This window comes from Kitasatospora sp. NPDC023385 (assembly GCF_055664045.1).
Genome location: NZ_JBVOOL010000013.1, coordinates 212,763 through 225,870 on the forward strand (window position 1 = coordinate 212,763; position 13,108 = coordinate 225,870).

12 protein-coding genes are annotated in these 13,108 nt (G+C 73.4%); 6 read left to right on the top strand and 6 right to left on the bottom strand.

Features of this window, described 5'->3' with window-relative positions; all coding sequences use genetic code 11:
- Positions 1 to 171: 171 nt before the first annotated feature.
- Entirely contained in the window at positions 172 to 1,659 is a 1,488-nt protein-coding gene (locus AC0B61_RS21850) for an MFS transporter (protein WP_471742414.1), read from the top strand.
- 7 nt (positions 1,660 to 1,666) lie between these two features.
- Here AC0B61_RS21850 and purB read toward each other — a convergent pair whose 3' ends face one another.
- The 4 genes from purB to AC0B61_RS21870 form a co-directional block, all read right to left on the bottom strand.
- Positions 1,667 to 3,097 (bottom strand): adenylosuccinate lyase, encoded by a 1,431-nt coding sequence (purB, locus tag AC0B61_RS21855; RefSeq protein ID WP_471742379.1) that lies wholly within the window; start codon positions 3,095 to 3,097, stop codon positions 1,667 to 1,669.
- 57 nt (positions 3,098 to 3,154) lie between these two features.
- Complete coding sequence (locus AC0B61_RS21860; RefSeq protein ID WP_471742380.1) at positions 3,155 to 3,610, bottom strand: MarR family winged helix-turn-helix transcriptional regulator; 456 nt, start codon at positions 3,608 to 3,610, stop codon at positions 3,155 to 3,157.
- 83 nt (positions 3,611 to 3,693) lie between these two features.
- On the bottom strand, positions 3,694 to 4,110 hold the full coding sequence (locus AC0B61_RS21865; protein WP_471742381.1) for a DUF3037 domain-containing protein: 417 nt from the start codon (positions 4,108 to 4,110) through the stop codon (positions 3,694 to 3,696).
- Positions 4,107 to 4,862, bottom strand: a complete 756-nt coding sequence (locus AC0B61_RS21870) for a HipA family kinase (protein ID WP_471742382.1) — start codon at positions 4,860 to 4,862, stop codon at positions 4,107 to 4,109. Before AC0B61_RS21870 ends, AC0B61_RS21865 begins: the two co-directional genes overlap by 4 nt.
- A 208-nt stretch (positions 4,863 to 5,070) precedes the next feature.
- On the opposite strand from AC0B61_RS21870, the gene AC0B61_RS21875 reads away from it, so the two are divergent.
- Entirely contained in the window at positions 5,071 to 6,429 is a 1,359-nt protein-coding gene (locus tag AC0B61_RS21875) for an NAD(P)/FAD-dependent oxidoreductase (protein WP_471742383.1), read from the top strand.
- Positions 6,430 to 6,487: 58 nt separating this feature from the next.
- On the opposite strand, the gene AC0B61_RS21880 is transcribed toward AC0B61_RS21875, so the two are convergent.
- Entirely contained in the window at positions 6,488 to 7,690 is a 1,203-nt protein-coding gene (locus AC0B61_RS21880; protein WP_471742384.1) for a GDSL-type esterase/lipase family protein, read from the bottom strand.
- Positions 7,691 to 7,847: 157 nt separating this feature from the next.
- Positions 7,848 to 9,185 carry an aminotransferase class I/II-fold pyridoxal phosphate-dependent enzyme gene (locus AC0B61_RS21885; protein WP_471742385.1) on the bottom strand — a complete coding sequence of 446 codons (1,338 nt, stop codon included), beginning with the start codon at positions 9,183 to 9,185 and terminating at the stop codon, positions 7,848 to 7,850.
- A gap of 34 nt (positions 9,186 to 9,219) precedes the next feature.
- Here AC0B61_RS21885 and AC0B61_RS21890 point away from each other — a divergent pair, with 34 nt between their 5' ends.
- The 4 genes from AC0B61_RS21890 to AC0B61_RS21905 all read left to right on the top strand — a co-directional run bounded on the left by AC0B61_RS21890 (position 9,220) and on the right by AC0B61_RS21905 (position 13,032).
- The gene (locus AC0B61_RS21890) at positions 9,220 to 9,891 is read left to right on the top strand and encodes a pyridoxamine 5'-phosphate oxidase family protein (RefSeq protein WP_471742386.1); all 672 of its coding nucleotides are present in this window, start codon (positions 9,220 to 9,222) and stop codon (positions 9,889 to 9,891) included.
- 14 nt (positions 9,892 to 9,905) lie between these two features.
- A complete protein-coding gene (locus AC0B61_RS21895) occupies positions 9,906 to 10,745 on the top strand; it encodes an FMN-binding negative transcriptional regulator (RefSeq protein ID WP_471742387.1) in 840 nt (279 codons plus the stop codon).
- A 116-nt stretch (positions 10,746 to 10,861) separates the two neighbouring features.
- Positions 10,862 to 12,274, top strand: coding sequence for a sugar porter family MFS transporter (locus AC0B61_RS21900; RefSeq protein WP_471742388.1), 1,413 nt, complete (start codon positions 10,862 to 10,864; stop codon positions 12,272 to 12,274).
- 56 nt (positions 12,275 to 12,330) lie between these two features.
- On the top strand, positions 12,331 to 13,032 hold the full coding sequence (locus tag AC0B61_RS21905) for a dienelactone hydrolase family protein (RefSeq protein ID WP_471742389.1): 702 nt from the start codon (positions 12,331 to 12,333) through the stop codon (positions 13,030 to 13,032).
- The last annotated feature ends 76 nt before the right edge of the window (positions 13,033 to 13,108 follow it).

Sequence of the window (13,108 nt, forward strand, 5' to 3'; positions counted from 1 at the left end):
CTCCGCCCACATCCCCAACACTGCGCAGCCAGCCCATCACGCAGCGCATCCGACCGACACACCCGCCGGTGACCCTTGTCACGTACGCCCCACGGGGCGCAGGATCGGGCCGTGTCCACCTCCGAGGCCGGCACCCTGCGCCTGGGCACCGCGCAGGGTCGCTGGGTACTAATGGCGACCGTGCTCGGCTCCAGCATGGCGATGCTCGACGGCACCGTGGTGAACGTCGCCCTGCCCCGAATCGGCACCGACCTCGGTGCCTCCCTGGCGTCCCTGCAATGGACCCTGAACGCCTATCTGCTCACGCTGGCGGGCCTGATCCTGCTCGGCGGCGCGCTCGGCGACCGGTACGGCCGGCGCCGGGTCTTCCTGATCGGCGTGGTCTGGTTCGCCGTCGCCTCCGCGACCTGCGCCGCCGCACCGAACATCCAGGTCCTGATCGCCGCCCGCGCCGTGCAGGGCATCGGCGGGGCGCTGCTCACCCCGGGCTCGCTCGCCATGCTCCAGGCCGTCTTCCACCCTGACGACCGCTCGGCCGCGGTGGGCCTGTGGTCCGGCCTCGGCGGGGTGTCGGCCGCGATCGGCCCCTTCCTCGGCGGCTGGCTGGTCGACGGCCCCGGCTGGCGCTGGATCTTCCTGCTGAACCTGCCGCTCGCCGCCGCCGTGATCGCGGTCACCACCCGGTCCGTGCCGGAGAGCCGGGACGAGAGCGCGTCCGGCCGCTTCGACGCGCCCGGCGCGGTGCTCGCCGCGCTCGCCCTCGGCGCGATCACCTACGCACTGACCGCCGCCGGGGAGGGCGTCTCCGCCACGGTGTGGGTCAGCGGGGTGATGGGTGTCCTGCTCGGCGCCGCCTTCGTGGTCGTCGAACGGCGCGCGGTCGAGCCGATGCTGCCGCTCGGCCTGTTCTCCTCCCGGCTGTTCACCGCCGTGAACCTGGTCACGCTGTGCGTGTACGCGGCGTTCAGCGGCGTCTTCTTCCTGCTGGTGGTGCAGTTGCAGATCGTCGCCGGCTTCTCGCCGCTGGTCTCGGGTTTCGCACTGGTGCCGATCACGGTGCTGATGCTGGCGCTGTCGGCCCGCGCGGGTCGGCTCGGCAAGCGGATCGGCCCGCGCATCCCGCTCACCGTCGGCCCGCTGCTGTGCGCCGCCGGGGTACTGCTGATGCTGCGCACCGGCCCGCACTCCTCGTACTGGGCGGACGTGCTGCCCGCCGTCACGGTGATGGGCTTCGGCATGACGCTGCTGGTCGCGCCGTTGACAGCCACCGTGCTGGCCGCCGTCGAGGTCCGGCACGCGGGCATCGCCAGCGGGGTCAACAACGCCGCCGCCCGGGCGGCCGGCCTGCTCGCGGTGGCGGCTCTCCCGGCGCTGGCCGGGCTGAGCGGCGACGCCTACCGGGTGCCGTCCGCCGTCGACTCCGCCTTCCACACCGCGATGCTGATCTGCGCGGGCCTGCTGGCGGGCGGCGGGCTGATCGCCTTCGCCACCGTCCGGGGCAACGTCCTCGCCCCGGCGGACCACCCGGTCGCCGAGCCGGACTGCGAGTGGAACTGCGGCACCACCCCGCCGCTCGACCCCGGCCACGTCCACGCGCACGAGGGCCCCGCCACCGGTCCGGCAGCGGGGCCCTCGCCCGGGAAGTCGCCCGGGAACTGACTCGACGTCAGAGAATGTCGCCGGGCGCGTACTTGGCGGCCTCCGGGTAGGCGGCCGCGACGGCCTCCACCCGGCGGACCACCTCGGCGACCTGGGCGCCGGCCGCGCCGGTGAAGGAGAGCCGGTCGGCCAGCAGCGCGTCGAGCGCGGCCCGGTCCAGCGGGATCCGCTCGTCCTCGGCCAGGCGGTCCAGCAGCTCGTTCTCCCGGGCGCCGGCGCGCATCGCCAGCGCGGAGGCGACGGCGTGCTCCTTGATCACCTCGTGCCCGGTCTCCCGGCCGACGCCGGCCCGCACCGCGCCCATCAGCACCTTGGTGGTGGCGAGGAACGGCAGGTAGCGGTCCAGCTCGGCCTCGACCACGGCGGGGAAGGCGCCGAACTCGTCGAGGACGGTCAGGAAGGTCTCCAGCAGGCCGTCGAAGGCGAAGAAGGCGTCCGGCAGCGCGACCCGGCGCACCACCGAGCAGGAGACGTCGCCCTCGTTCCACTGGTCGCCGGCCAGCTCGCCGGTCATCGAGGCGTAGCCGCGCAGGATGACGGCCAGGCCGTTGACGCGCTCGCAGGAGCGGGTGTTCATCTTGTGCGGCATCGCGGAGGAGCCGACCTGGCCCTCCTTGAAGCCCTCCGTGACCAGCTCGTGGCCGGCCATCAGGCGGATGGTCTTGGCCAGGCTGGACGGCGCGGCGGCCAGCTGGACGAGGGCGGTGAGCACCTCGAAGTCCAGCGAGCGCGGGTAGACCTGGCCGACGCTGGTCAGCACGTTCTCGAAGCCGAGGTGCCCGGCGACCCGCTGCTCCAGCTCGGCGAGCTTCGCGGTGTCGCCGCCGAGCAGGTCCAGCATGTCCTGGGCGGTGCCGACCGGGCCCTTGATCCCGCGCAGCGGGTAGCGGGCGATCAGCTCCTCCAGGCGGCGGAAGGCGACCAGCAGCTCGTCGGCGATCGACGCGAAGCGCTTGCCGAGGGTGGTGGCCTGCGCGGCGACGTTGTGCGAGCGGCCGGCCATGACCAGCTCGGAGTGCTGGGCGGCCAGCGTGGCCAGGCGCACCAGCACGGCGACCGTGCGGTCCCGCACGTGCTCCAGCGACTGGCGGATCTGCAGCTGCTCGACGTTCTCGGTCAGGTCCCGGGAAGTCATCCCCTTGTGGATCTGCTCGTGGCCGGCGAGCTCGCTGAACTCCTCGATCCGGGCCTTCACGTCATGGCGGGTGACCCGCTCGCGGGCGGCGATCGAGCCGAGGTCGACCTGGTCGATCACCCGCTCGTAGTCGGCGACGGCGTTCGCCGGCACCTCGACGCCGAGGTCCTGCTGGGCCTTCAGGACGGCGAGCCACAGGTGGCGCTCGAGGACCACCTTGTGCTCGGGGGACCACAGCTGGGCCAGGGTCGCCGAGGCGTACCGGGAGGCCAGGACATTGGGGATCTGGGGCTTCGCGCTCACGCTTCGCAAGAGTAACAGCCGAGGTCACGCCGGACGTCGGCGGATGGGGCGGGCCCGCTACTGGGCGCCGCCCGGTCGGCCGGTCAGCACCGGCAGGACCTGTCCGCAGATCGAGTGCAGGGAGATCCGCTGCTCGTCGGTCATCGCCCCGAAGGCCTGGTGGGTGCGGGCCATCTCGCCGCGGATGTGGTTGAGGATCTCCCGGCCCTCGGCCGTGATCACCACGATCTTCACCCGGCGGTCCCCGGCCGCCGCCGCGCGGTTGGCCAGGCCCAGCGACTCCAGCCGGTCCACGATCCCGGTGACGTTCGACGCGTCGCAGCCCAGCCGGCCGGCCAGCGCGCGCATCGGCACCGGCTCCTGCACCGCGCCCAGCGCCTTGGCCTGCGAGGAGGAGAGCCCGTGTCGGGCCGCGGCCGCCGCGAAGTCCTGGAAGTACGCGGCGCCGACGGCGGCCAACGCCTCCATCAGCTCGGCGTTGGTCGGTACGGTCGTCGTCGCTGTCGAACCCATGGGGCCAGGGTACGACCAGGTGCTTCAGCAACTCAAGCTTTGACCGGGGCAACCGTCGGCGAGCCGCCTCACAGTCCGATGCGCTAGAGCACCAGCTGGTCGAACAGCCGCCGCAGCTCCGCCTCCGGGTCCGCGGTCAGCCCGGTGTGCACCGGCCCGGGCTGGACGACCGCGCTGCGCGGCGCGGTCAGCCAGCGGAACCGCTGCCCGGGGCTGTCCCCCGCCGCCGGACCGGCCTGCGGGCCGCCCTGGCAGACCGCCTCGATCCCGTGCAGCGCCCGCCGCACCCCGTGCACGTCCACCACCGGGTCCAGCGCCAGCAGCCGCGCCTGGTCCAGGTGCGTCCGCGCCGCCAGGTGCGAACTCTGCCGGCAGTACAGCAGCACCCCGACGTTGACGCACTCGCCGCGCTCGACCCTCGGCACCGCGCGGATCACGGCGTACTCGTAGTCGTGCAACTCGACGATGGCCGGCAGCGCGGGCGTCGACGGCTCGGTCATGCGGGCACCTCCGGCAGCCAGTCACGCGGACCGGCCAGTCGCTCGGTCAGCTGGGCACAGTACGCGGCGCGCACCTCGTCGGGCGAGTCGAAGCCGGACTCGTCCAGCAGCCAGACCTCGGGGATCTGCGCCACCGCGTCCTCGATCGCCGCCTCGGCGAGCGGCGCGAGCGCCTTGTCCGCCGCCGCCAGGTCCGGCCGGGCGGCCAGCAGCGCATGGTCGGAGGCGTCGTACGGGCGGCGGATCCAGCCGGTGGCGCCGGACCAGTTGTGGTGGAAGATCAGGCTCGCGCCGTGGTCGATCAGCCGCAGCCCGCCGGTCGCCACCAGCAGGTTGGGGTTGCGCCAGGACCGGTCGACGTTGCCGATCAGCGCGTCGAACCAGAGCACCTGGCCCGCGAGTTCGGGGTCCACCTCGAAGCAGAGCGGGTCGAAGTTGAGCGCCCCGCTGACGAAGGCCATCCCGAGGTTGGTCCCGCCGCTGGCCCGCATCTGGTCCTGGATCTGGTGGTCCGGCTCGCTGCGCGCGAGCACCGGGTCCAGGTCGACGGTCACCAGCTCCGGCACCGGCAGCCCGAGCCGCCGGCCCAGTTCCCCGGCCAGCACCTCCGCCACCAGCGCCTTGCGCCCCTGCGCCGCGCCGACCCATTTCAGCGCGTAGAGCCGCCGATCGTCGGCCTCGACCAGGCCCGGCATCGAGCCGCCTTCTCGCAGTGGCGTCACGTACCGGATCGCCGTCACCTCGGGTAGCACGGTCCCTAGCCTATCGGTGCCGTCACCCCTCATCTCCCCACTGCCCCACCGCCGCACGGCCCCGGCACCTCGGCACCTCAGGCACCACAGGCATCACAGGCATCACAGGCACCACCGTCCCCATCCGCCCCGCCCCAGTGGCAGCCCCCGCTGCTCCGTGCGAGTGTGGCGGACAGTAATCGGGACCTTCACGGCAAAGGGATGAGCGATGGAACGACCTCGGATCCTGATCGTGGGCGGTGGCTTCGCCGGCCTGGAGTGCGCCCGGCGCCTCGAACGCAAGCTCTCGCCCTCGGAGGCCGAGATCTCGCTGGTCACGCCGTTCAGTTACCAGCTCTACCTGCCCCTCCTCCCCCACGTCGCCGCCGGCGTCCTCACCCCGCAGTCCGTGGCCGTCTCGCTGCGCCGCTCGCTGCGCCGCACCCACATCGTCCCCGGCGGCGCGATCGGCGTGGATCCGGCCTCCAAGGTGTGCGTCGTCCGGAAGATCACCGACGAGGTGGTCGCGCTGAAGTACGACGCCCTGGTGCTCGCCCCCGGCAGCGTCACCCGCACCTTCGACATCCCGGGCCTCACCGACTACGCCCGCGGCATGAAGACGCTCGCCGAGGCGGCCTACGTCCGCGACCACGTGATCGCCCAACTCGACCTCGCCTCGGCCACCCTGGACCAGCGGGAGCGCGAGTCCCGGCTCCAGTTCGTGGTGGTCGGCGGCGGCTACGCGGGCACCGAGACGGCCGCCTGCCTGCAGCGGCTGACGACCGCCGCCACGCACCGCTACCCGCGCCTGGACGCGCGGCAGATCAAGTGGCACCTGATTGACATCGCCCCGAAGCTGATGCCGGAGCTCGGCGACCCGCTCGGCGAGGCCGCCCTGGAGGTGCTGCGGGAGCGCGGCATCGAGGTGTCGCTGGGCGTCTCGGTGGCCGAAGTCGGTGCCGAGTCGGTCAAGTTCACGGACGGCCGGGTGCTCCCCTGCCGCACGCTGATCTGGACCGCCGGTGTGGCCGCGAGCCCGCTGATCGGCACCCTGGACGCCGAGACGGTCCGCGGCCGGCTCGCGGTGACGGCGGAGATGCGGGTGCCGCAGTTCGAGGGGGTGTTCGCACTCGGCGACGCCGCCGCCGTTCCCGACCTCGCCAAGGGTGACGGCGCGGTCTGCCCTCCGACCGCCCAGCACTCCGCCCGGCAGGGCCGCGCGGTGGCGGACAACGTGATCGCCTCGCTCCGCCACCAGCCCCTGGAGCCCTACTACCACAAGGACTTGGGCCTGGTGGTCGACCTCGGGGGCAAGGACGCGGTGTCCAAGCCGGTCGGCGTGGAGATGCGCGGGCTGCCCGCCCAGCTGGTGGCGCGCGGCTACCACCTGATGGCGATGCGCACCAACGTCGCCAAGTTCCGGGTGGGCGCCAACTGGCTGCTCAACGCGACCGCCGGGGACGACTTCGTCCGCACCGGCTTCCTCGCCCGCCAGCCCGCCCGGCTGCGCGACTTCGAGTACACCGACGCCTATCTGACGAAGGATCAGGTCCGGGCGCACGCCCAGTCCCTACTCGCCAAGGGCTGACCACTGCGACACTTCGGCGCCCCCGCGGCCAAGGCTGCGGGGGCGCCGAAGCACGCGGTCACCGTGCGGTCAGGTACATTCCGCTCGCGTCCTGCCCGGCCGTGTTGTGGCACGCGTAGTCACCGCTCGGGCGGCCCCACACCAGCGTCAGGCAGCGCCCGGCCGCCTGCTGGCCGTAGTAGTCGGGGTGCATCGACTCCTGCAGCGCTCCCTGCGTGGAGTTGAGCCCGCCGTCCACGAAGCGCGCCCACTCGCTGGTGGTCGCGGACGGACCGGAGCTCGCGGTCGGCTGCCTGGTGGCCGTCGAGCAGACCTCCCGGCCCTGCAGCATGTCCGACAGGTCCAGGAACTGCGCGCCCTTGGACGCGGCGACGCCCGCCAGCGCCCGGGAGATCTGCGGCACCATCGAGTCGCGGGCCCAGTCGGCGTCCCCGTCCCAGAACGGGCAGCCCCCGGTGTCGGAGCGGGTCCAGCCGCTCTCCGGGTACCGCATCTCGGCGCTGCGCGGGATCGGCGACGGGTAGGACTGCAGCACCAGGCGGTAGTCCGACTGCGTGTAGCCCGCGTCGGCCATCACCGCGCGGATCTCGTCGATCGCCTTGCCGACGCCGGCCATCGCCGTGGGCATCTTCGAGTCGATCGAGGACTGCGCGGAGTCGTGGCAGTACGAGTACCAGACCAGGTAGTCCTGCACGCAGGTGGAGATGACGTCCGAGAAGCCCAGGTCGTTGCCGCCGATCGACAGGGTGATCAGCTTGACGTCGTTCTGCCGCGCCACGGTGGCGAGCTGGTCGGCCTGCGGGGCCTCGCCCTTGTATGCCTGGCCGCCGTTGGCGGCGCGGAAGACGTTCGCGGTGACGGCGCCGGAGCAGGCCAGGTTGATCTCGTTCTGGGCGCCGGTCGAGGCGCTGAGCACCTCGGCGACGTCGGAGCGGTCGCAGCCGCTCGCGGCGGTGGCGCCGTAGACCCGCGAGGGGTCGTACGAACTGCCGGTCCAGGCCCGGTCGGTGCCGTTGCGGCTGCCGCTGGTGCCGGCCGCGTTGCCCTTCCAGCGGCCGGCCTCGCCGGAGATGTAGCTGTCGCCGAGGGTGACGCTGGCGGTGGGCCCGGCGGGCACGGCCGCCGGTGCAGCCGGGGCGGCGTGGGCCGGTGCGGTGACGGCCAGGCCCGCGACGGCGAGCGGGAGGGCGACGGCTGCGGTGAGCAGCCGTCGGCCGAGTCGAGGCGTGCTGCTGGTGATGCTCGAACAGTTTTCGGGCACTGCGGAACTCCTGCGGCTCGGTCTTCCCGTGGTGTGGGGACGGGAAGACACGTCAGTGAGGGTGGGGCCTCCGGCCGGTGGCGCCAAGAAGATGACATGGCCGCGCTTGTTACCGCTAGGTATCTGCAGCAGGTTTCCACTTTTGTTACCGACGGGTTCAGACCAGCCGCGACCCGGTCCTGCCCGCGCCCAGCACCGCCGCCAGGTCCTGCGCCAGCTCCCGCGCCTGCGCCGGCTCCAGCCGCGCCGTGGTGAACCGCAGCCCGGGCGGCGACTGGATCCGGTACCGCGCGCCGGGCGCCGCGACCCAGCCGCGCTGCACCAGCGCCGCCAGGGCCGAGGTCTCGTCCGGTACCGGCACCCAGACGTTCAGCCCGCTCTCGCCGTGCGCCTCGATGCCGCGCGCCGCCAGTTCGCCCAGCAGCGCGTCGCGCCGGGTGCGGTAGACGGCCGCCACCCGCGCGACCGGCGCCGCGTCGCTGCGCCACAGCTCGGCGACGGTGCGCTGCAGCAGGTGGCTGACCCAGCCCGCGCCCAGCCGCAGCCGGCCGGTCACCCGGCCGATCGTCTCCGCGTCGCCGACCGCCACCGAGAGCCGCAGGTCCGGCCCGTACGCCTTGGCCGCCGAACGCACCACCGCCCAGTGCCGGCAGCCGGCCCCGACCAGCGAGTGGTACGGCTGGTCGACCATGCCGTGCCCGTGGTCGTCCTCGATCAACAGCACCTCGGGGTGCCCGGCCAGCACGGCCTTCAGCGCCTCCGCCCGCCGGGCGGTGAGCGCCGCACCGGTCGGGTTCTGCGCCCGGCCGGTGACCACCACCGCCCGGACGCCCTCGGCCAGCGCCGTCGCGAGCGCGTCCGGCAGCGGGCCCTCGTCGTCCAGCCGGACGGGCACCTGCTTCAGCCCCATCGCGGGCAGCAGGTCGAGCAGGCTGCCCCAGCCGGGGTCCTCGACTGCCACCGCGTCACCGGGGCGCAGCCGGGCGTCGAGGATGCGCTCGATGGTGTCGAGCGAGCCGGAGGCGACGGCGATCGGGCCGCCCGGCAGGCCGTCGGCCTCGAAGGAGGCGCGGGCGAGCGCGAGCAGCCCGGGGTCGACGGCCGGGTGCCCGTACAGCACCGGCTCGGTGCGGGCGGCCTCGGCGGCGGCCGCGAGGGCCGGGCCGAGGTCGGGCAGCAGCGCGGGGTCGGGATTGCCGGCCGACAGGTCCCGGGCGTGCGGGGGGACGGGGATGCGGATCTGGTCGCGGGGGGTGAGCGCGGGCCTGGGGAGGATCCGGCTGCCCTTGCGGCCGGCCGTCTCGATGACGCCGCGGTCGCGCAGCAGCCGGTAGGCGGCGGCGACGGTGTTGGGGTTGACGCCGAGTTCGGCGGCGAGGTCGCGCAGCGGGGGCAGCGCGGTTCCGGGGGCGAGCATTCCGCTGCTCACGCCCTGTTCGATGTGCGCCGCGATTTCGCTGGCGCGTCGCCCGGTCAGCGGATAGTCTCCTAGCACAAACCAAATTATGCACTAGTACATAGAGGATGTCATGTCAGACCACCCGGAAGGCTCGCCCAGCTACTCCCGCACCCCCCGGACCACCCCCACCCGCTACAAGGACCGGGCCACCTGGGAGCAGGAGGCGATCCACGCCATCCTCGACAGCGCCTACATCTGCCACCTCGGCTTCGTCGCCGACGGCGCCCCCGTGGTCCTGCCGACGATCTACGCCCGGGTCGGCAGCCGGCTCTACGTCCACGGCTCCACCGGCAGCCGCCCGCTGCGCGCCGCCTCCGGCGAACAGGGCATGCCGGTCTGCGTCACCGTCACCCAGGTCGACGCGCTGGTGCTGACCAAGTCCGCGTTCAACCACTCGGTGAACTTCCGCTCGGTCGTCGCCCACGGCACCGCCCACCAGGTCACCGACCCCGAGGAGCTGGACGTCGCGCTGGCGGCCCTGGTCGACCACGCGATACCCGGCCGCTCCGCCGAGGTCCGCCCGGCCAACGCCAAGGAGCTCGCGGCCACCGCCGTCATCCGGCTGGAGCTGGACGAGGTCTCGGCCAAGACCCGCGCGGACGGCGCCGACGACGACCCGGAGGACGTCGACCTGCCGCACTGGTCCGGCCTGATCCCGGTCACCACCGTGCACGGCGCCCCCCTGCCGCACCCCGGCAGCACCGTCCCGCTCCCCGCGCACCTGCGCGGCTACCCCCGCTGACGAGGAGCCCACCGATGCTGATCAGGTCATGGGACCGCGGCGGCGAGGACGAGTGGCGCGCCTGGCTGGCCGAAGGCCGCGACTTCGGCCTGCTCGCCGCCAACGGCGGCCCCGGCGAAGGCCCTGTGCTCGTCCCGACGCACTTCCTGCTGGACGCCGAGCGCGGCGAGATCCTGCTCCACCTCGCCGCGCCCAACCCGCTGCTGGCCGCCGTCCGGGCCGACCCGCAGGTCACCCTCGCGGTCACCGACGGCTACGCCTTCGCCCCCGGCCACTGGCGCGGCGCACCGGGCACCCCCACCAGCTACTACGCCTCGGTCCACTTCCACTGCACCGCCGAGCTCGTGGAGTCCGCCGCCGGCAAGGCCGAGATCCTCAACCGCCAGCTCGCGCACTTCCAGCCCGAGACGCCGGAGGTCCGGGTGGTGCCCGGCGACGGCGAGCTGGCCCGGCAGCTGCCCGGGTTGCGCGGGCTCCGGCTGACGGTGCGCGAGGTGCGGGCCAAGTTCAAGTACGACGACAAGAAGCCCGCCGAGGCGCAGTTCGGGATCGCCGACCGCCTCGCCGAGCGCGCCGACGGCCGCGGGCGCGGCCGCGACCAGTACGCCGCCGCCAAGACCCAGCTGCTCCGCCGCCACCGACGGCGCACCGCAGCACCCAGCACCCCCGGGCCCAGCATCACCGCGGCACCGAGCACCGCCGGGCCCAGCATCACCGCGGCACCGAGCACCGCCGGGCCAAGCACCACCGCGGCACCGAGCACCGCCGGGCCCAGCATCACCGCGGCACCGAGCACCGCCGGGCCAAGCACCACCGCGGCACCGAGCACCGCCGGGGTGCGTACCGCCGACTGACTCCGTGTCACCCGATCGGCCCTCAACACGGGCAGGTCGGCCCCGGCGCTGCTCGAATGTGAGACGAGCCCTGCCCACTCGGCGCCAGAGCGGGCCCGTCCACCCCGGGAGCACATGTGTCCTCAGTCCACAGCCCACGGGCGTCCGGCGAGACCCATCTGGGCCACGTGGTGTTCATCTCGGCGGCCGCCGCCATGGGCGGCTTCCTGTTCGGCTACGACAGCGCCGTGATCAACGGCGCGGTGACGGGCATCCAGAAGCACTTCGGGGTGGGCCACGGGACCACGGCCTTCGTGGTGGCCATCGCGCTGCTCGGCTCGGCGGCCGGCGCGGTGGTCGCCGGCCGGCTCGCCGACCACTTCGGCCGGGTGCGCACGATGCTGCTGGCCGCCGTGCTGTTCGCGGCCAGCGGCCTCGGCTCGATGTTCCCGCCGAACATCGAGGTCCTCGCCGTCTGGCGCGTGCTCGGCGGCATCGCGATCGGCATCGCCTCGGTGATCGCGCCGACCTACATCGCCGAGGTCGCGCCGACCGCCTACCGGGGCCGGCTCGCGTCCTTCCAGCAGATGGCGATCGTGCTCGGCATCACGATCTCCCAGCTCGCCAACTACGCGCTCAACCAGGCCGCGGGCGGCGAGTCCACCAACCACCTCGGCGGCATCCAGGCGTGGCAGTGGATGCTCGGCGTCGAGACCATCCCCGCCCTGGTGTACGGGCTGATGGCGCTCTCCATCCCGGAGTCGCCGCGCTTCCTGATCGCCGACCACCGCGAGGCGCAGGCCCGCCAGGTGCTGGTCGAGGTGGAGGGCGACAGCGTGGACCTGGACGTCCGGGTGGCGGAGATCCGCGCCGTGCTGGAGTCCTCGCACAAGCCCCGGCTCAAGGACCTGCTCGGCGGCCGCTTCGGCCTGCTGCCGATCGTCTGGGTCGGCATCGGCGCCTCGGTGTTCCAGCAGTTCGTCGGCATCAACGTGATCTTCTACTACTCGTCCCTGCTCTGGCAGTCGGTCGGCATCAACGAGTCCAACTCGCTGCTGATCAGCCTCTCCACCTCGATCATCAACGTGATCGGCACGGTGATCGCGATGGCCCTGGTGGACCGGATCGGCCGCAAGCCGCTCGCCCTGGCCGGCTCCATCGGCATGGCGGCCGCGCTCGGCACCGCCGCGTGGGCGTTCTCCTACCGCCACGGCACCGGCGACACCGCCACCCTGGACAACACCCACGCCACCGTCGCCCTGGTCTCCGCGCACGTCTTCGTGCTCTGCTTCGCCTTCTCCTGGGGCGTGGTGGTCTGGGTCCTGCTCGGCGAGATGTTCCCGAACCGGATCCGCGCGCTGGCCCTGTCGGTCGCCGCCTCGGCGCAGTGGATCGCCAACTGGGCGATCACCGTCAGCTTCCCGGACCTCGCCGACTGGAACCTCTCGGCGACGTACGTCATCTACGCGGCCTTCGCGCTGCTGTCCATCCCGTTCGTGGCCTTCTGCATCAGGGAAACCAAGGGCCGCGCGCTGGAGGAGATGGGCTGAACCGGGACGCCCGACCGACCGCCGCCGCACGCGGCCCGACCCCCCGAGAGGAAGCCATGCCTGACCAGGGCGGCTCCCGGCAGAACGTCACCTTCCCGAGCAACGGCCGTACCGCGCACGGGTACCTGGCCCGTCCGCCGCAGGGCGTCGGACCGGGCCTGGTGGTGGTGCAGGAGTGGTGGGGGCTCACCTCGCACGTCGCCACCATGGCCGACCGCTTCGCCGCCGAGGGCTTCACCGTCCTCGCTCCCGACCTGTTCGGCGGTGCCACCACCCACGACCGGGCCGAGGCCGCCCGGCTCAAGCGCGAACTCCCGGTCGAGCAGGCCGTCGAGGACCTCTCCGGGGCGGTCGACCACCTGCTCGCGCTGGACGGCGTGGTCGGCGACGCCGTCGGCACGGTCGGCTTCTGCATGGGCGGCGGCTTCGCCCTGCTGCTGGCCGCCCGGGCCGGCGACAAGGTGGCCGCCGCGGTGCCCTTCTACGGCCTCCCGCCCGACCCGGAGTTCGACTACCGCGGCCTGACCGCCCACGTCCTCGGCCACTTCGGCGAGTCGGACCGCTCGATCCCGCCGGCCGCCGTGGACGAGGCGGCGATCCGGATCGGCGAGGCCACGGACGTCCGTCCCGAGATCCACTTCTACCCGGCCGGGCACGCCTTCATGAACGACGAGAACCTGCTCGGCACCTACGACCCCCTGCAGGCCCGGATCGCCTGGCGCCGCACCCTCACCTTCCTCTGGGGCCACCTCGGCTGACGGGGCCCGCCCGGCCGGCGGTGCGCACCTGCGCACGCGCTGGTGCGCAGACGCGACGGAGTGCGCCGGCCGAGCC